The 17154-nt window shown below is 70.0% G+C and carries 17 protein-coding genes; 9 read left to right on the forward strand and 8 right to left on the reverse strand.

Annotation, left to right across the window (positions count from 1 at the left end; translation table 11 throughout):
* Nucleotides 1-39 precede the first annotated feature (39 nt).
* Nucleotides 40-861, forward strand: a complete 822-nt coding sequence (locus K0O62_RS18330; protein ID WP_073853939.1) for an SDR family NAD(P)-dependent oxidoreductase — start codon at nucleotides 40-42, stop codon at nucleotides 859-861.
* An 11-nt stretch (nucleotides 862-872) separates the two neighbouring features.
* Here the strand turns inward: K0O62_RS18330 and K0O62_RS18335 are convergent, their stop codons facing one another.
* The 3 genes from K0O62_RS18335 to K0O62_RS18345 form a co-directional block, all read right to left on the reverse strand.
* Nucleotides 873-1601, reverse strand: coding sequence for an MBL fold metallo-hydrolase (locus K0O62_RS18335; RefSeq protein ID WP_073853937.1), 729 nt, complete (start codon nucleotides 1599-1601; stop codon nucleotides 873-875).
* A gap of 8 nt (nucleotides 1602-1609) precedes the next feature.
* Complete coding sequence (locus K0O62_RS18340) at nucleotides 1610-2122, reverse strand: DUF3145 domain-containing protein (RefSeq protein ID WP_073853935.1); 513 nt, start codon at nucleotides 2120-2122, stop codon at nucleotides 1610-1612.
* A 110-nt stretch (nucleotides 2123-2232) separates the two neighbouring features.
* Nucleotides 2233-3057 (reverse strand): serine hydrolase domain-containing protein, encoded by an 825-nt coding sequence (locus tag K0O62_RS18345; RefSeq protein WP_073853933.1) that lies wholly within the window; start codon nucleotides 3055-3057, stop codon nucleotides 2233-2235.
* A 74-nt stretch (nucleotides 3058-3131) separates the two neighbouring features.
* On the opposite strand from K0O62_RS18345, the gene K0O62_RS18350 reads away from it, so the two are divergent.
* From K0O62_RS18350 to K0O62_RS18365, 4 genes are all read left to right on the forward strand, one after another.
* Entirely contained in the window at nucleotides 3132-4217 is a 1086-nt protein-coding gene (locus K0O62_RS18350; protein WP_073853931.1) for an S-(hydroxymethyl)mycothiol dehydrogenase, read from the forward strand.
* On the forward strand, nucleotides 4214-4834 hold the full coding sequence (locus tag K0O62_RS18355; protein WP_073853929.1) for an MBL fold metallo-hydrolase: 621 nt from the start codon (nucleotides 4214-4216) through the stop codon (nucleotides 4832-4834). The genes K0O62_RS18350 and K0O62_RS18355 overlap by 4 nt, the downstream gene beginning before the upstream one ends.
* A 52-nt stretch (nucleotides 4835-4886) precedes the next feature.
* On the forward strand, nucleotides 4887-6002 hold the full coding sequence (locus tag K0O62_RS18360) for a glycoside hydrolase family 5 protein (RefSeq protein WP_073853927.1): 1116 nt from the start codon (nucleotides 4887-4889) through the stop codon (nucleotides 6000-6002).
* Nucleotides 6003-6069: 67 nt separating this feature from the next.
* Nucleotides 6070-7431 (forward strand): styrene monooxygenase/indole monooxygenase family protein, encoded by a 1362-nt coding sequence (locus K0O62_RS18365; protein WP_073853925.1) that lies wholly within the window; start codon nucleotides 6070-6072, stop codon nucleotides 7429-7431.
* Here K0O62_RS18365 and K0O62_RS18370 read toward each other — a convergent pair.
* Nucleotides 7417-8151 carry an SHOCT domain-containing protein gene (locus tag K0O62_RS18370; RefSeq protein WP_073853923.1) on the reverse strand — a complete coding sequence of 245 codons (735 nt, stop codon included), beginning with the start codon at nucleotides 8149-8151 and terminating at the stop codon, nucleotides 7417-7419. The two genes, K0O62_RS18365 and K0O62_RS18370, sit on opposite strands and share 15 nt — an antisense overlap.
* Nucleotides 8152-8213: 62 nt before the next feature.
* Between K0O62_RS18370 and K0O62_RS18375 the strand changes: the two genes are divergently transcribed.
* Both K0O62_RS18375 and K0O62_RS18380 read left to right on the forward strand, forming a co-directional pair.
* Nucleotides 8214-9689 carry an amidase gene (locus K0O62_RS18375; protein WP_073854393.1) on the forward strand — a complete coding sequence of 492 codons (1476 nt, stop codon included), beginning with the start codon at nucleotides 8214-8216 and terminating at the stop codon, nucleotides 9687-9689.
* A 56-nt stretch (nucleotides 9690-9745) separates the two neighbouring features.
* Entirely contained in the window at nucleotides 9746-10852 is a 1107-nt protein-coding gene (locus K0O62_RS18380; protein ID WP_073853921.1) for a class I SAM-dependent methyltransferase, read from the forward strand.
* On the opposite strand, the gene K0O62_RS18385 is transcribed toward K0O62_RS18380, so the two are convergent.
* The 3 genes from K0O62_RS18385 to K0O62_RS18395 are packed head-to-tail and all read right to left on the reverse strand — an operon-like array spanning nucleotide 10849 to nucleotide 14030.
* Nucleotides 10849-12387, reverse strand: coding sequence for an acetolactate synthase large subunit (locus K0O62_RS18385; RefSeq protein WP_073853919.1), 1539 nt, complete (start codon nucleotides 12385-12387; stop codon nucleotides 10849-10851). The genes K0O62_RS18380 and K0O62_RS18385 overlap by 4 nt on opposite strands.
* 2 nt (nucleotides 12388-12389) lie before the next feature.
* Nucleotides 12390-13463 (reverse strand): NAD(P)H-dependent amine dehydrogenase family protein, encoded by a 1074-nt coding sequence (locus K0O62_RS18390; RefSeq protein ID WP_205870763.1) that lies wholly within the window; start codon nucleotides 13461-13463, stop codon nucleotides 12390-12392.
* Between the two features lie 33 nt (nucleotides 13464-13496).
* Nucleotides 13497-14030, reverse strand: a complete 534-nt coding sequence (locus K0O62_RS18395) for a hypothetical protein (protein WP_073853917.1) — start codon at nucleotides 14028-14030, stop codon at nucleotides 13497-13499.
* 63 nt (nucleotides 14031-14093) lie between these two features.
* Between K0O62_RS18395 and K0O62_RS18400 the strand changes: the two genes are divergently transcribed.
* Nucleotides 14094-14834: an SDR family NAD(P)-dependent oxidoreductase gene (locus K0O62_RS18400; protein ID WP_073853915.1), complete on the forward strand. Its 741-nt coding sequence runs from the start codon at nucleotides 14094-14096 to the stop codon at nucleotides 14832-14834.
* On the forward strand, nucleotides 14834-15256 hold the full coding sequence (locus tag K0O62_RS18405; protein WP_073853914.1) for a hypothetical protein: 423 nt from the start codon (nucleotides 14834-14836) through the stop codon (nucleotides 15254-15256). The genes K0O62_RS18400 and K0O62_RS18405 overlap by 1 nt, the downstream gene beginning before the upstream one ends.
* Here K0O62_RS18405 and K0O62_RS18410 read toward each other — a convergent pair.
* Complete coding sequence (locus tag K0O62_RS18410; RefSeq protein ID WP_073853912.1) at nucleotides 15253-17070, reverse strand: hypothetical protein; 1818 nt, start codon at nucleotides 17068-17070, stop codon at nucleotides 15253-15255. The two genes, K0O62_RS18405 and K0O62_RS18410, sit on opposite strands and share 4 nt — an antisense overlap.
* Nucleotides 17071-17154: the final 84 nt, after the last annotated feature.

Below are 17154 nucleotides of genomic sequence, written 5' to 3' on the forward strand. Positions count from 1 at the left end.
CTGGACGATCGTCCAGACACCCGAAAGGACCGGTCAGCCATGACATTCGAGCTCGCCAACAAGGTCGCAATCGTCACCGGCGGCGCGGCGGGCATCGGCGCTGCCGCGGTCCGGCACTTCCTCAAGGAGGGCGCCTACGTCGTCATCGCCGACATCAACGCCGATCAGGGCGAGGCGATGGAGGCCGAACTCGGGCCCGACTGCGCGTTCAAGTACACCGACGTCTCCAAGCGCAGCGACGTGCAGGACCTGGTGGACTTCGCGGTCGCCACCTTCGGCGGCCTGGACATCATGTTCAACAACGCCGGCATCTCCGGCACCATGCAGCCCAACCTGCTCGACGACGACTTCGCGGACTTCGAGCAGGTGCTCAAGGTCGATCTGCTCGGGGTCATGCTGGGCACCCAGATCGCGGCGCGCCACATGAAGGAGAACGGCGGCGGGTCGATCATCAACACCACCTCGATCGGCGGGATGCAGGCCGGGTGCACCGTGCTGTCCTACCGGGCCGCCAAGGCCGGCGTCATCCACTTCAGCAAGTCCGCGGCAATCGACCTGGCCGAGTACGGGATCCGGGTCAACTGCATCGCCCCCGGCGGCATCCCGACCGCAATCCTGTCGTCGGCGACCGGAGATGCCGAGGAGTCGGGAACCACGTCGGCGATCCGCCGGATCATCGCCGAGGACCGCCCGCTCAAATTCGACGGCGACACCTCCGACATCGCCAACGCCGCGGTCTATCTGGGCAGCGACCGGTCCCGCTACGTCACCGGCATCGTGCTGCCGGTCGACGGTGGGATCACCGCCGGCAACCCGCGTAACCCGTTGCGCGCGATGCTCGCCGAGGCAATGGCTTCCTGAGCCTTCCGGTCTCAGTCCGGGTCGGCGAACACATCGACGGCCTCGGCGATGCGCCGATGAGCGCGGGTGAGCACGGCCTCACCGTGCCCGAAGCCCGCGATCTCGGCGCCGAGGGCGGCCAGCCGGGCCTGGGACCGCAGCGCCGCCGGCCGGTCGGTGTTGAACACCCCGAGGATCACCCGCCCGTCGAACTCGGCGATCGCGTCGCCGGTCAGGACGGCACCGGCCGCCGGCAGATGAACGGCGATGCTGCCCGGGGTGTGCCCCGGCACCTCCAAGATCTGGGCGCCACCGGCGAAATCCAGCACGTCCCCGTCGGCGACGGCCCGATCCACTCGGCACGGCGGCCCGTGCGGCGGCAGGTCCGTTTCCGGGCGAATCGCGCTTTCCCGCACCGTCAATCGCGGCAACGGACCCGGGGATTCCCCGCGGACATAGTCGGCGTCGGCCGCCCCGGCGACGACCTCGGCACCCGACCAACCGGCGATCTCCGCGGCGGAGCCGGCGTGATCTTCATGAAAGTGCGTGAGCACGATGCGGGTGAGGTCACCGCGGGTGCGGCCCACGGCCGTCAGCGCCTCGGCGATCACCGGCGCGCTGTCGGGCCAGCCGGTGTCGATCAGGGTCACCCCGTCCTCGCCCACCCACAGGTAGCAGTTCAGTAGGTGAGCCCGATCGCCGGGAATGCGCACCCCGAACAGCGACGCCGACAGTTCGGCGACGAAGTCGGGAAGCGCCATGGCCGCGGCTAGCCGACGCCCCGGTTGAGCCAGGTGACCTCGCCGGTGTCCCCACCGCCACGGTAGGGCTCCAGCGATTCGTCCCACGCGGTGCCGAGCACCGAATCCAGGTCCGCGGCCAGTGCATCGGCCCCGGACGCCATCAGGCTGCGCAGCCGCTGCTCGCCGACCATCACGTCGCCGTTGGCGCTCATCACGCCGTGCCACAGCCCGAGCTGCGGGGTGTGGCACCAGCGGTGCCCGTCGACGCCCTCACTGGGGTCTTCGGTCACCTCGAAGCGCAGCACCGACCACGACCGGAGGGCATTGGCCAACTGCGCGCCGGTACCCACCGGGCCCACCCAGTTCGTGACAGCGCGAAGCTGCCCGGGCATGGCGGGCTGGGGCGTCCACTTGAGGTTCGCCCGCGCCGACAGGGTCGACGAAAGTGCCCACTCCACATGTGGGCATACCGCCGCGGGCGAGGCGTGAACGTAAACCACGCCAGTTGTCGCCTCGGCGAACTGGTTCGACGCACGCATACTTCTGCTCCTTCGGCTCCACGAGGGACGTCTTCCCCAACGACCTGGCGTTACCGAACTGTGCAGTTGTTTCGTGCGTGTCTATTGTGCCTTGTGGGACGCGTGTTGCGCTAGTGTGCCCCGAATTCTCTCAGGACTCCATCAGAGATGGCCGGCCACAGCGGGTAGGTCCAGTCCCCGAAGTCCCGGTCGGTGAGCACGACAAAGGCCAGGTCAACAGCCGGATCCACCCACAGGAACGTGCCCGACTGACCGAAATGACCGAAGGTGCGCGTCGAGTTCTGAGACCCCGTCCAGTGCGGCGACTTGTCCGACCTGATCTCGAACCCCAGCCCCCAGTCGTTGGGCCGCTGCGATCCGAAACCGGGCAGCACCCCGTTCAGGCCGGGGAACTGCACCGAGATCGCCTCGGCGTGCAGGGCCTCCGAGACCAGTCCGGGCCGCAACAGGTCCCCGGCGAACGCGGCCAGATCCGTCACCGAGGCGTAGCCGCCGTGACCGGCGGCGGGCGCCCCGCCGCGCAAGGTCGAGGACGCCATGCCCAGCGGCTCGAACACCGCCTCGCTCAGGTACTGCCCGAACTCGATGTCGGCGGCCTCCTGCAGCGCCTCGGCCAGCAGGGTGAACCCGTAGTTGGAGTAGATCCGCCGGGCGCCCGGGGCGGCCAGCAGGTCGGCGGACTGCATCGACACACCGGAGGTGTGGGCCAGCAGGTGACGCACCGTCGCCCCCGGCGGCCCGGCCGGGGTGTCCAGATCGAACACGCCCTCCTCGACCGCGATCTGCGCCGCGCGCGCCACCAACGGCTTGGTCACCGAGGCCAACCGGAACACCTGCGCGGTGTCTCCGTGCGTGGCCAATAGGCCGGACGGCCCGACCACCGCTGCGGCCACCGCCGGCACCGGCCAATCGGACAGGACGTCGAGGGCACTCACGGGCAGGATGCTACTTGCACAGCGCCTGGACACCTGTCCCAGGAACCCGAGGGCCGGGTACTAAGTTGTAGGCCATGAGTCAGACGGTGCGTGGTGTTATCTCTCGGTCCAAGGGTGCTCCGGTGGAGCTGGTGGACATCGTGATTCCGGATCCCGGCCCGGGTGAGGTGGTGGTCGCGGTGCAGGCCTGCGGGGTCTGCCACACCGATCTGACCTACCGCGAAGGCGGCATCAACGACGAATACCCGTTCCTGCTCGGGCATGAGGCCGCCGGCATCGTCGAAACCATCGGCGAGGGAGTCACCCACGTCGAGGTCGGCGATTTCGTCATCCTGAACTGGCGCGCGGTGTGTGGAGAGTGCCGGGCCTGCAAGCGCGGTCGCCCGCAGCTGTGCTTCGACACCTTCAACGCCACCCAGAAGATGACCCTGACCGACGGCACCGAACTGACCCCCGCGCTGGGCATCGGGGCGTTCGCCGACAAGACCCTGGTCCATCAGGGCCAGTGCACCAAGGTCGACCCCGAAGCCGACCCCGCCGTCGCCGGGCTGCTCGGCTGCGGCGTGATGGCCGGCCTCGGCGCGGCGGTCAACACCGGCGCGGTCGGCCGCGATGACACCGTCGCGGTCATCGGCTGCGGCGGCGTCGGGGACGCCGCGATCGCCGGGGCCGCCCTGGTCGGGGCGCGCACCATCATCGCCGTCGACGTCGACAACCGAAAGCTCGACCAGGCCCGCGAATTCGGGGCCACCCACACCATCAACGCCCGCGATCTCGACGCGGTGAAAACCATCCAGGACCTCACCGACGGATTCGGCGCCGACGTCGTCATCGACGCGGTCGGCCGCCCGGAAACCTGGAAACAGGCCTTCTACGCCCGCGACCTGGCCGGCACCGTCGTCCTGGTCGGCGTCCCCACCCCGGACATGAAGCTGGAAATGCCGCTGGTCGACTTCTTCTCCCACGGCGGCTCCCTGAAGTCGAGCTGGTACGGCGACTGCCTGCCCGAACGCGACTTCCCCACCCTGATCAGCCTGTACCGCCAGGGCCGCCTGCCGCTGGACAAATTCGTCTCCGAACGCATCACCCTCGACGCCATCGAAGACGCCTTCCACAAGATGCACGCCGGCGAGGTCCTGCGCTCGGTGGTCGTCCTGTGAGCATTCAGCGGGTCGTCACCTCCGGCACCTTCGAACTCGACGGCGGCTCCTGGGCGGTCGACAACAACATCTGGCTCGTCGGCGACGACACCGACGTCATCGTCTTCGACGCCGCCCACACCGCGGCCCCGATCGTCGAGGCCGTCAACGGGCGCAACGTCATCGCCGTGGTCTGCACCCACGGGCACAACGACCACATCACCGTCGCCCCCGAACTCGGCGCCACCCTGGATGCCCCGGTGTTCCTGCACCCCGCCGACGAAATGCTCTGGCAGGTCGTGCACCCCGGTGCCGAGTACCGCACCGTCGACGACGGCCTGGTCCTACGCGCCGGTGGTATCGAACTGCACGCCCTGCACACCCCCGGCCACTCCCCGGGCTCGGTGTGCTGGTCGGCCCCCGACCTGAACGCCGTCATCTCCGGGGACACCCTCTTCCACGGCGGGCCCGGCGCCACCGGACGGTCCTACTCGGACTTCCCGACCATCCTGGACTCCATCAAAAACCGCCTCGGCCTGCTCCCCGACGACACCGTCGTCTACACCGGCCACGGCGACACCACCACCATCGGCGGCGAACTCATCCACTACGACGAATGGGTCACCCGCGGCCACTAGCCGGCCGGCCACTGAGTGCACGATTCGTGACGGGGAGCACTAAGCTCCCCTCATGAGACGGCGGCTACTGCGGATCATCGTCAGTCTTCTGGCGGTGTTCCTGACGGCGTCGTGTGCGGCACCGTCGTCGCAATCGGCCGATCCGGCTTCGCCGACCGCGCCGATCCCGCCGCTCGGGGTGTCGGGCACCTCGCTGACGCTGGACGGCAAGCCGTGGTGGCCCATCGGCATCAACGCCTATCAGCTGGCCACCGACTGGTCCGTCAACGCCGGGTGCGGTGCCGAGGTGGACCTCGACGCGTTCTTCAGCCGGCTCCAACCACATTCGCTGACCCGGTTCAATGCGTTCTCCAGTCTCGCGGTGAACAAGCACACCGGGCTGCTCGACTTCTCCGCCATCGACGCGGTCGTCCGCGCCGCCGAACGACACGGACAACTGTTGGTCGCGGTGCTGTCCAACAACGAGGGTGCGTGCGAGGGCGACTCGTTCAAGGACTACGAGTGGTACGCCCGCGGGTGGCGCACCGAAGTCTCCCCCGGTACCCCGATGACGTTTCAGGCGTGGCTGGACACCGCGGTGCAGCGCTGGCGGGATTCTCCGGCGCTGGCCGGCTGGACCGCCGTCGGGGAACCCGAGCCCTCGGAGTGCCGCGACCCGCAGTGTGATTGGACCCGGCGGTACTGCCATCCGGACTCACCGAACGTACTTCGTGCGTTCTACGACGCCACCGGCGCCCGGATTCGTGAGATCGATCCGGACACAACCATTTTCAGTGGCCACGCAGGCGGCGGGCAGTGCGGCTCGGCGGGTGAGGCCTTCGAGCGGGTGAGCGCCTCACCGGGCGTCGACGTGCTGGAATACCACTTCTACCACGGCATCGACTCGCTGCCCGGAAACGCGTTCGACGGACTCGTTCGGCGCACACAGCAGGCCCGCGCACTGAACAAGCCACTGCTGATCACCGAGATCGGCATGCAGGCCGGTTCCTGCGGGTCACTCGACAACCGGGAGCGGGTGCTGCGCGATGCGTTCACCGAGATGCGCAAGCACGGCACCGCGGGTGCGATGTTCTGGTCCTTCGTGCCGGACCCACGACCCAGCGAATGCACGTTGGACATCGGGCCCACCGACCCCTTGATGCGGCTGGTCGGTACCTCCCCGGGCTGACGGCTTTTCCGATCACGCTGAGCCTGTACCTACCCGCGCGGCACCCCTGGGCCGATAGTCAGATGCCATGACGACCTCGAGCGGACGCACCGCCGCGATCATCGGCGCCGGCCAGACCGGCGTGACCGCGGCACTGGGATTGTTGGACAACGGGTTCGACGTCACCGTCTACAGCGACCGGGACCAGGACGCGTTGCGTGACGCCGTCCCGGCCACCGGCACGGCGTTGATCTTCGGCGAAGCTCAGCGTGCCGAGGAAAGCCTGGGGCTCAACACCTATCTGGCCACCGCACCGCTGTCCACCGGGCAGAGTGTGCGCGTCGTCGACGACGGCGCCGAGGCGATCGCCTTCGACGCCTGGTTCGACGGCGCCCGCGGCATCGCGGTCGACACCCGGCTCAAAGCCGATGACCGGCTGACCCTGTTCCGCCGGCGCGGTGGACATTTCGTGGTGGAAACGGTCGACCCGGTGCGCCTCGACGCCATCGCCGCGAAGGCGGATCTGACGCTGGTCGCCACCGGCCGCGGCGGCCTGTCCGCGCTGTTCCCTGTCGATCCGGCCCGCACGGTGTACGACAAGCCGCAGCGCAGCCTGCTGGCCTTCTCGGTGACCGGACTGGGGCACGGGCCCGACGTGTTCGCCCACCGCAGCACGGCGGGCGGGCAGCACGAGGCATACTCCGCGGTCAGCGGTCAGGGTGAGACGTTCTGGGGTCCGTACCTGCACAAGGACGCCGGCCCGAGTTGGGCGTTCCTGGGATGGGCATTGCCCGGCAGTGACTGGGAGCGCCGGTTCGCCGGCGTCACCGACGCCGCGTCGGCGCTGCAGGTGACCACCGGGTTGCACCGTGACTACATCGACTGGGATCTCCCGGAGGTCAACCAGTTGCGGGTGATCGACGAGGATCCGCATTCCTGGCTCACCGGGGCAGTCACCCAGCTGGTCCGTCGCGGGGTCGGGCACACCGCCAATGGGCATCCCGTTGCGGCGCTGGGCGATACCGCGATCTCGTATGACCCGATCGCCGGTCAGGGCGCACAGGGCGGGCTGGTGCAGGCGGCCGCGCTGGTCCACCGGGCCGCCGCACACGACGGCCCGTTCGACATCGCCTGGCTGACAGCGGCATTCGAGGACTTCTACGACCACCGCGGGCGGGCCGCGCAGTTGGTGACTCAACTGTTCCTGTCCGATCCGGATTTCGCCGAGATCGGCGGCCTGTTCTTCGCCGCGGCCAGCGGTAGCCCGCGGTTCGCCGGTAAGTTGTTCGGCCTGCTCGACGATCCGCGCCGCTTCGACTCGGTGACCTCCGAGGAGGCGGCCAAGGCACTCATCACCGAGTTCGCCGGCGAGCCCGCCGATGAGGTGCTCGCCCGGTTCGAGCCGGCGGGCGGCTTCGAGCGGTCCCGGCTGCTGTCACCCGCCGCCTAGCAGTCGGGGTCTCTCGGTTTCGAACTCGGCCTCGGTCAGCGCGCCGCAATCCCGCAGTGCGGTCAGGTTGTTCAGCTGCTGCAACCGGATGCCGTCCTCGGTGGGGACGTACGGCGGCTGGAAGCCCGATGGCGTGTCACCGATGTCGAAGGTCGCCGGTATGGCACCCACCGGCCGTGGCGCGGCACGCACCCGAGCTCCCCACACCAGGGCGAGCACCAGCACCAGGGCCGACGCCACGAACAGTCCGGCGCACCACCACGGTGCCGCGCCGTACGGGCTGCCGTGCCCGAAGGCCAGCCGAGGGCTTACGAAGGCGCTGACGTTTCCGTCGGCCCGGATCCGGTAGTCACCGTCCTCGGCGATCTGGGCAACCCAGACCCGAATACGGGCGTCGTTGTTGACCGTCGTTGTACCGCCGATGTTTTCGGTCACCGTCGGCTCCCGGACCCCGGCCGGCGGGTCGATGCCCATCCGCAGATCGGGTACCGGCAGGCTGCCGTTGCCGCTGCCGATGATCTGGGTGTGGAAGCTGATGTCGACCTCCCCGGCAGGCAGGTGCAGCGTCGCGGTGCCGGGGACGGGCACCTCGCCGTACGCGTTGTACCGGTCGAGGACGAAGGCGTTGAGGAACAACGAGGCGATGAACCCGATCCCGGCCACCACCATGGCCAGCACGGCAAAGACGGTCAGGACGCGTGACGCCGCCGCTCGGCTCATGGATGGCAGTCTGGCATGAGCGTGTCCCGCACGCCGAGATTCACCCGGGCTACGGTCGAGGCGTGCATTTCGACGAGTACCGCAGTTATGACGCGACCGGACTGGCCCGCCTGGTGGCCGACAAGGGGGTCACCCCGGCCGAGTTGCTGGACGTGGCGCGCACCCGGGCGGCCGCCGTCAATCCCCGCATCAACGCCATCGTGCGCGATGTCCCCGCCCCGCCCGCCGATCCGGTAGACGGGCCGTTCACCGGCGTGCCGTTCCTGATCAAGGATCTCGCCCAGGATTACGCCGGGCTGCCGACCTCGGCCGGATCCAGGGCGCTGGCCTCGATTCCCGCCGCAGCGCACGCGACCATCGTGGCCCGCTGGATCGACGCCGGGCTGGTCATCTTCGGCAAGACCAACACCCCGGAGTTCGGCGCCAAGGGCATCACCGAGCCCACCTTGTGGGGTCCGGCGCGCAACCCGTGGGATCTGAGTCGCACACCCGGCGGTTCCTCGGGCGGGTCGGCGGCCGCGGTCGCCGCGGGCATCGTGCCCTGCGCCGGCGCCAATGACGGTGGCGGGTCCATCCGCATCCCGGCGGCCTGCTGCGGGCTGGTCGGGTTGAAGCCCAGTCGGGGGCTGACCCCGATGGGTCCGATGACGGCGGAGTCGCTGCACGGTTCGGCGGTCCAGGGTGTGGTGTCCCGCAGCGTGCGCGACACCGCGGCGATGCTCGACGTCATCAGCGGCGGCGAACCGTGGGGGCCGTACGTGCCCGGGTTGCCCGACGCCTCGTTCGCCTCGGCGGTCGGGGCGGAGCCGGGCACCCTGCGCATCGGGGTGCGGGTGCCCACCGCGATCACCCCGTCCCCGCACCGCGAGGCGTACGCCGCGGTCGCGGCGACCGTGCAGACCCTGACCGACCTCGGCCACCACGTCGAGGAACTGCCCGAGGCGCCGTTCGACGACGCCGCGCTGGCCCGGGAGTTCCTGCTGTCCTGGTTCGTCTACACCGCGTGGGAACTTGCCGAGGCCAAACGGGTCTCGGGTGCCGGCGACGAGGCGTTCGAGCGCGACACGCTGATCTTGGCCGCGCTCGGCCGGGCCACCAGCAGTGTCGACTACCTCGACGCCGTGCAGCGCCGCCACGAGCACACCTGCCGGTTGACCACCTACTTCGAATCCTACGATCTGCTGCTCACCCCGACGCTGGCCACGCCGCCGCCGAAGATCGGCGCCTTCGATCTGCCGGCCGTCCTGGAACGCGCCTCGGATCTGCTGATCAAGACCCGCACCGCGCACCTGCTGCGGTTCACCAAGATCGTCGACGACACCGTCGAGCAGAATCTCGGCTGGGTGCCCTACACGCAGCTGGCCAATATCACCGGCCGTCCGGCGATCTCGCTGCCGCTGCACTGGACCGCGGACGGCCTGCCGCTCGGCGTCCAGTTCGTCGCGCCGTTGAACGGCGAATCGCTGCTGATCCGGCTGGCAGCCCAGCTCGAGGAGGCCATGCCATGGGCGGACCGGCTGGCGCCGGTGGGCGGCTGACCGGTCGTCACCGGCGCATCTCCCCTGCCCGCCCGGGTGTTGTTATCGTCGGAAACATGCCCGAGTCAAGCGTGGTGGTGCGCCCGGTGCCGGTGGGCAGCGGCGACTACAGCGCGAGTTCGCGGCTGCAGGCCGCCGGGCTGAAGAAGGCCATCGCACTGTTCGAGGAGGCCGCCGCGGCGGTGCCGATCCCGAAGGCGCCGCTGCCCATCCTGGTCGCCGATTACGGCGCCGCCAACGGGCACAACTCCCTGCTGCCGGTCAACGCCGCGATCAAGATTCTGCGTCAACGCTCCCGCCCCGAGCACGCGATCGCGGTGACCTACACCGATGTGCCGGAGAACGACTTCAGCGCGCTGTTCCGGACCCTGCGGGAGGACCCGGACAGCTACCTGGACCACGACCCCTGCACGTACTTCTCGGCGGTGGGCCGGTCCTACTACAGCCAGATCCTGCCGTCCAACACCGTCACCCTGGGCTGGTCGTCCTGGTCGGTGTTGTGGCTGAGCACGACCCCGGCCCCGGTCACCGATCACATCCTCGCCGCGTTCAGCGCCGATGAGTCGGCCCGGTCCGCATACGAGCGCGCCGCCGCCCGTGACTGGCACGAGTTCGTGGCCTATCGGGGCCGCGAACTGTGCCCCGGGGGACGGGCGGTGGTGATGACGATGGCGATCGCCGAGGACGGCGAATTCGGCTACCGGCAGTTGTTCGCCGCGCTGATGACCGAACTGGGTGAGCTGGTCTCGCGGGGAGTCATCACCGATGACGAGATGCGCGGCATGAACATCCCGATCGTCGGCCGCCGCGCCGCTGACTTCCACACCCCGTTCGCCCCGTCCGGGCGCCTCGAGCAGCTCACCATCGAGCACCTGGAGGTGTTCGACGCCGAGGACAGGTTCTGGCGGAAGTACCAGAAGGACCGGGACGCAGAGACTTTCGGCGCACAGTGGGCGGCCTTCCTGCGAGCGGCGGTGTTCCAGACGCTGGCCGGCGCCGTCGGCGCTGATACCGAGGGCAGTGCCGAGACCGCGGCCCGCCGCGCCGTGTTCTGCGACGCACTGGAATCCGGGGTCGCGGCGCGGATGGCGGCCGCACCGCAGGAGACCCAGATCCCGATGGCCCAGATCGTGCTGCACAAGAAGCCGCGACCGGCGCGCTAGCCCCAGGGGGCGACGGCGGCGTCGATCAGGTGCGGGCCGGGTTCGGCCACGGCCGCGGCGAACTGCTCGGCCAACTCCTCGGCGGTCGCCGCTCGGGTTGCCGGTACACCGAAACCCGCTGCGATGGAGGCGAAGTCGATGTCCGGGCGACTCAGATCCAGCAGTGAACGGGCACGCTCACCAGCTGTTGCACCGACTCGGCCCAGCTCCATCTGCAGGATCGCGTAGGCGTGGTTGTTCAGGATGACGACGGTGATGTCGAGTTGCTCGCGAGCCATCGTCCACAGCGCCGAAATCGTATACAGCGCGCTGCCGTCGGCCTGTAGGGCGACGACCGGACGGTCCGGTGCCGCGATCGCGGCGCCGACGGCCACCGGCAGGCCCTGCCCGATGGCTCCGCCGGTCAGGGTCAGCACGTCATGCGGCGGTGACGCGGCCGTCGCCGCGGGAATCAGCACCCCGCTGGTGTTCGCCTCATCGGAGATGATCGCGTTCTCCGGTAACAGCGCACCGATGACCTCGGCCCAGTTCGCCACGGTGAGTGGGCCTTCCGGCAGGTCCCGCGGTGCCGCATCCGGCGCCGGGGCGGCCGGCGCGCCCAGGTGTTCGGCGAGCGGCGCGAGGTCCGCGGGGTCCAGGGTGTGCACCTGCGCGCCGGTGGGTACCAGCCCGCTGGCCCGGCCCGGGTAGGCGAAGAACGCCACCGGGGCACGGGTGCCGACCAGGATGATCTGGGTGGCCCCGGCCAGTTGCTGCTCGGCCTGTTCGGCGAGATAGGCGAGCCGTTCGATGGCCGGAATGCCGCGGCCCCGTGCGAGTCTGGCCGGGAAGGTCTCCACCAGGGCCCGGGCCCCGGTGGCCGCCGCGACCCGCGCGGCCGCGGTCAGTCCCGCGGCGGTGGTGGCGGCGCCGCCCAAAAGCAGCACCGTGTGCTCGCCGTAGTCACCCAGCAGTTCGGCGGCCGCCGGTGCGCCGATGCCGCCCGCACCGGTCTCCGGCGGGGCGTCCACGACCGGTGATCCGTCGCTGTCGGCCGGCCCCCACGAGTAGTCGGCGGGCAGGATCACCGTCGCCACCCGCCCGGGCGGCCCGATCGCACCGGCGAGGGCCCCATCCACCGCGGCCGTCAATGCGGCGGGCGAATGTGGCCGGTACACAAGCCCTTCCGGCCAGGTGGCCAGCGCCTCGATGTCCGATTCCAGCGGTGCGTCGAACTCGGCGTGGTAGGTGGCATGGTCGCCGACCACGTTCACCACCGGGGTGTGCGCGCGGCGGGCGTTGTGCAGGTTCGCCAGCCCGTTCGCCAGTCCGGGCCCCAGGTGCAGCAGGGTGGCGGCGGGCCGGCCGGCGATGCGGGCGAAGCCGTCGGCAGCACCGGTGGCGACCCCCTCGAACAGGCACAGCACCGCCCGCATCCGCGGGTTGGCGTCCAGTGCGGCGACGAAATGCATCTCGGAGGTGCCGGGATTGGCGAAACACACGTCGACGTCACCGGCCAGCAGCCGCTGCAGGACGAGGTCGGCTCCGGTACCCATCGTCACCGGATGGTGCCGGCGCCGGGGATCAGCGGCAGGTCCAGGGCGGTCACCCACCCCGGCGGCAGATCGTTGACCGCGGGCACCGCGTTCAACGCCCGCAACCCGGTGGCCAGACAACCCGCGGCGGCCGCGTCGCGCCCGGAGCCGTCGGTGAACCGGAACGCGGTCTCCTGCGAGATGCTGGGCGTGCCTTCGATGTCGACCCGGTACACGTCGTTGTCGTTGCCGGTCGGCCAGTCCGGCGCGGCGTCCGCACCGATGCGGTTGACGTGCTCGAGCTGGATGCGGGTCTGCCCGCCCCACCGTCCGTTGACGGTGAACCGCACCGCGGCGACGTTACCCGCGGCGATGACGCCCTTGGCGGACTTCCGGTCGGTCGGGGTCACCCACTTCTCCCAGCTGGTGGTGATCTCGTCGAGGGTGATGCCTGCCGCGTGCGCGATCATCGGAACCGTTGCGCCCCAAGCCATGATGAGGATCTCCGGGCTTTCCAGCAGCGGCCGGTACCCGGGTGGCCGGCCGATGCCCATCTCGAACTCGTAGTCTCCGGTGTAGTTGGTGTAATCGAGCAGCTCGGAGGCCCGCACCGTCTTGACCTCCGAGCACAGTCCCATCAACGTCAGCGGGAACAGGTCGTTGGCGAATCCGGGGTCGATCCCGGTGGTGAAGCAGGACGCTCCCCCGGCCTCGCACGCCTCGGTGACCGGCTGGATCCAGTTCGGCGGGTTGAGGTGCATCGCCGGCCAGACCCACGGGGTCATCGCCGTCGAGCAGACGTCGATGCCGGCCCGCAGGAACCGGGTGATGACGTCGATATTGGCGTCGGCGTGGGCGGCCGTCGGCCCGTAGTGCACCACCGCATCGGGTTTCAGCGCGATCAGCGCGTCGACGTCGTCGGTGGCCGCCAGCCCGAGTGCCGTGCCCAGCCCGCAGATCTCGCCGACGTCGCGGCCCGCCTTGGCGGGGTTGCTGACCCCCACCCCGACGAGATCGAAGAGCGGGTGTTCGACGATCTCGGCGATCACCATTTTCCCGACGAATCCGGTACCCCAGACCACCACGCGCTTGGTCATCGCCACCCTTTCGGTGTCAGTAGCAGCGGGCGGCTAGAAGCACCGGCGCAGGCCGCCGGGTTCGCAGATCAACGGGTACTCGTTGACCGGCATCGGCAGCGGCTCACGGAAGCTGAGGGTGAAAGGATGCGTGTCGATGGTCGCCGGCAGACCGCACACCTGCCCGTGCGAGATGCTGCGGGTGCCGCTCATCGTGTCGGTGTTGAACTTGACCATCTCCAGGATGGCCTGTTCGCTGCCGTCCGGGCAGATCAACCCGTCCTTCACATTCCGCGAGAAGGCCCACTGGCCGTTGGTCAATTTCGCGTCACCGCCGACGACCCAGGAGGCGGGGGTGCCAGCCACGTGCAGGGTGCAGGCAACCGGGTCGCGGATCTCGGCGCGCAGGTCGCCCACCACCGGCACGCACACCGGGTAGATCGTCCAGGTCCCGACGGACGGCCCGCCCTCCTGGTGGTAGTCGTAGACCCCCTCCAGGACCTGCTGTTGCGCCTGCGCCGGGCCGGCGAAGCCGACCATGGCGGCGACGAGCAGGACCGCACTGAACAAGCCGCGAAAGATGTTCACCCCCGCAGTATCGCAGGACCCTTCTGGCACGTCCGCACTTTGCCCCGTGAGAGAGTCGCCGTCATGACCTCATTGGACGGAAAAGTGGCGTTGGTGACCGGTGTCTCGGCCGGGCTGGGCGCCGCGACGGCGAAGTTGTTCGCCGAGCGCGGCGCGACGGTGTACGGCGTGGCCCGGGACGCCGACCGGATGGCCGAGGTGTTCGCCGACGTGCCGGGCGGCCGGTTCGGGTCCTACGACATCAGCACCGCCGATGCCTGCGAGCAGGCCGTGGCGGACTGCGTGGCGACCTTCGGCCGGATCGACGTGCTGGCCAATGTGGCCGGGTTCCATCAGATGCGGCGGACCGCGTCGGTCACCGATGCGGACTGGGATTTCGATCTGGCGGTGAACCTGAACGGCCCGTTCTACCTGTGCCGGGCCGCGTTGCCGCACCTGCTGGCCGCCGGCGGCAACATCGTCAACGTCTCCTCGGTGGCCGGAGTCGAGGGTGAGGTCTACTCGGCCGGATATTGCGCCGCCAAACACGGACTGATCGGGTTGACCCGAGCGCTGGCGGTGGAATTCACCAAGGAGAAGCTCCGGGTGAACGCCGTCTGCCCCGGCGGGATGCTGACCGCGCAGGTCACCGAGTTCGCCGCTCCCGAGAACGCCGACTGGGACCTGATCATGCGGATCGCCGCGCCGCGCGGAATGATGGACCCCGTCGATGTCGCCAAGACCATCGCCTTCCTGGCCAGTGACGACGCGGCCGCAATCCACGGCGCGGTGTACCGCGTCGACAACGGAAAGGGCGCCGACTGATGAACCGTCTGGCCATCGCCGAAACCGATTCCAGCCCAACTTCACTCGCGACCGTGGGCAGTACCGCGGTCGAGGGATCCATCGCGACCGTCGGGAGCGCGGCGGTCGCCGGAGCGATCGGCACCGTCGGCAGCGCCGCGGTGGCCGGCTCCGTCGCCACCGTGAACAGCGCCGGGGTCGCCGGGTCGATCGGGGTCGGCGGCAGCGCCGGGGTGGCCGGCGGATTCGCGGTCGTCGGCAGCGCGTTCACCGTGCTGTGCGCGGCGCTGATCGGCTGCGTGGCCTGTCTGGCATGTGTGGCCTGCAGCAAGTGCCGGGGTTGCGTGGCGTGCGCGGGCTGCACCGACTGCGTGGGCTGCATCGGGTGCGTGAACTGCTCGGGCCTGCGCGGCGCGGTCGGCCGGCGCGGGGTGCACGCCTAGATCTGTCGGCGCCGCCCCAGCAGCCCGGCCGCACCCACCGCTCCCAGGCTGAGCACCGCGCACGCGATCGCCGCGGTGATCAGGTAGGTCTGGCTGCGGTCCGCCCCGGCAGGAGCCTCCTCGGAGGCCAGCCGCAGCCGGTAGTCGCCGGGCAGCGGGGCCTCCCGCGGGGTGTCCAGGCCCGGGTACTGCTGGGTCCGGTGCACCTCGAATTGCCGTTCACCGCCGGCGTTCTGCTTCCACACGCCCCACACCGGGGTGACCCCGTCGAGCAGCACCCGGCGCTCGCCGTAGCGGGCGTCGTCGCCGACGTCGACGATGCGCTGCACCCGGAACGGCTCGTACACCGCGTCCGAGTACCGCACCTGCACGGGCACGTTGTCGTAGCGCCACAGCGGCGGCGGGGGCGGCGGGGCGAGCGCGCCGATGGTGGGGATGAACCCACCCCCGAAGAAGCTGCCGACCGCGACGCTGACGGCGGTGTTGACGGCGTTGAGCACGACCGCGGTGAAGCTGTAGGCGGCCAGGTCCGCGACGTACATGACCATCCGTTGCAGCGGCGGGATCACCACTGTCCGGGGCCGGTTCTCGTACTCGTAGACGATGCGCACCGGATCCCGGTAGGGGTTGACGATCATCGGCCGGTAGAACTCGTCGTACTGCACCCAGTCCGAGCTCCATTGCCGCACCCGGCGGTCCAGATCACGCTGTTCCGCGCGCAGTTCGCGCTGATCCTCGCGTAACCGGCGTTGATCCTCGCGCAGTTGGCGCTGATCTTCCCGCAAGTCGCGGCGCTCCTCGCGGAGGCGGTCCTCGTCCTTCGAGATTCCGATCAACGACGACAGCTGCGCGAGTTCCTCGACCTTCGCCGGCTCCGGTTTCGCTTCGATCGGCTTGGTGTTGCCGGCGAGCACCACGTCCTCGACCGGTGCCTCGAGAACCTGCGGCTTGAGCGTTTCGATCACGCGGGCGACCGGCTCGACCTCGGTGGCCTCGGCGCTCTCGGATGCGTCGTCGGTCGCCGCAGGCTCTGCAGTGTCGGTCTCCGGGCGGTCCGCCTCCGGGGTGTCGGCCTCCGGGGTGCCGGCCGGGTCGGCCTTCTCCGAAACCCGTTCCTCCGTTGAGGTCTCCTCGGACGCCGAGGGCTTCGGCACCTCCTCGCGGGGAGCATCGGCGGCCGGCGCGCCGGTCGTCGTGGTCAGTGCCGTCGTGGTCGGTGCCGTCGTGGTGTCAGGCGTCGTGGTGTCGGGCGTCGTGGTGTCAGGCGTCGAGGTCTCGCGTTCGACCGCCTTGGACTCGTCCTCGACCGGGGCGGCCGGCTCCGCGGCGGGCGCCGACGGCGAGGTGGTCACCCGGGTGCTGGGCCGCTCGGTGGTGCTCGCCGGCGCCTCGGCCTGTGGTTCAGGTTCGGGTGCGGGCTTCGGTCGGGGCGCCACCGGCTCGGGCGCCGGGGCTTGGGTCTGGGCCGGCACCGGGGCCGGTTCGGGGTCCGGAACCACGGTGACCACGGGTGCCTGTGTCTGCGGCGGCGCCGCGGGCGCCTCCTGAGTCGCCTCCGGTGCCGCCGAGGTCACCTTGGGCGCTTTGGGTGCCTCGTCCCGGCCGCCACGGTCTTGCCCGCTCCGGCCCTGCCCACCGCCGGACTCCGAGCCACGCGACGGGGCCGGCGCCTGCACCGTCGTCGTCTCGACGACATCCGGTTCGGCCACCGCCGGCGCCACACCCACCGTCAGGGCGGTCAGCGACATCACCACTCCGGAGGCCACCCCGGCCACCATGGATCGCCTCAGGAATTCCTCACGCGCTGCACCCATCGTGCATCGACTCCTCAACTATCAAAGAGTGCGGCTCTGCGCCACCACTGCCGTCGCAGTCATCTCCCCCAACACCGGCCCTCA

Source organism: Mycolicibacterium diernhoferi (genome assembly GCF_019456655.1).
GTDB lineage: Bacteria > Actinomycetota > Actinomycetes > Mycobacteriales > Mycobacteriaceae > Mycobacterium > Mycobacterium diernhoferi.